This is a genomic window from Acidovorax sp. SRB_24 (genome assembly GCF_012931925.1).
Genome location: NZ_MWOM01000247.1, coordinates 1 through 450, shown reverse-complemented (window position 1 = coordinate 450; position 450 = coordinate 1). Strand labels below are relative to the sequence as shown.

Genomic DNA, 450 nt, shown 5'->3' with positions numbered 1-450 from the left:
CAGAAAGCCCACCATCCACACCGGGTGCGCGATCTCGTACGGCACGAACACCCGCGCCGTCGCGAGGATCAGCACGCCGACCATCAGCGACTTGGTGGCGGCGGCGCCCACATAGCCCAGCAGGACCTCGACCCAGTTGACCGGCGCGCTCAGCAACTCGTAGATCGTGCCCGACCACTTGGGCATGTAGATGCCGAAGGACGAGTTGGAAATGCTTTCGCTCAGCAACGAGAGCATGAGCAGGCCCGGGATGATGTAGGCGCCGTAGTCCACGCCGCCAATGTCGCCCATGCGCGAGCCGATGGCCGAGCCGAAGACGATGAAGTAGAGCGAGGTCGAGAGCACCGGCGCGATCAGGCTTTGCGCCCAGGTGCGAAAGGCCCGGTTCATCTCGAAGCGGTAGATGGCGCGCACGCCGTGCAGGTTGAAACCCATCATTGGGGTGCTTTC

The 450-nt window shown here is 63.8% G+C and carries 1 pseudogene; it reads right to left on the bottom strand.

Annotation, left to right across the window (positions count from 1 at the left end):
* A pseudogene (locus B2J89_RS23370) lies at nt 1–435 on the bottom strand (ABC transporter permease); the annotation flags it as partial.
* Nucleotides 436–450: the final 15 nt, after the last annotated feature.